Annotated in this window: 1 protein-coding gene; it reads right to left on the bottom strand. The window is 74.6% G+C overall.

Annotated features, from left to right (window positions below):
* Positions 1-248, bottom strand: a 248-nt coding sequence (locus G3I65_RS55010) for a hypothetical protein (protein ID WP_160704444.1), incomplete at both ends; no start/stop codon positions are given.

Below are 248 nucleotides of genomic sequence, written 5' to 3'. Positions count from 1 at the left end.
CGCCGGACGCCGTTGCGGTACTGCCAGGCGAACCCGCGCAGGTAGCTGACGCACTCCTCGGGCGTCAGCTCGAAGTGGTGGTCGCGGGCGTGGTTGACCGCATACCGCAGGTGTCGTTCGAGCAGGTCGGGCGGCTCGACGCCGAACTCCTCGACCAGCGCGGGCAGCGCCTCGGCGACCGCGGGACCGGCTTCCGGCGCGGGCTCCTCGATCCGCGGCCCGCGTTCGCCGGTCGCGCCCAGCTCGGC

It is taken from the genome of Amycolatopsis sp. SID8362, from assembly GCF_010550475.1.
Classification (GTDB): Bacteria; Actinomycetota; Actinomycetes; order Mycobacteriales; family Pseudonocardiaceae; genus Amycolatopsis; species Amycolatopsis eburnea.
This window is presented reverse-complemented; position numbering and strand designations above follow the sequence as displayed.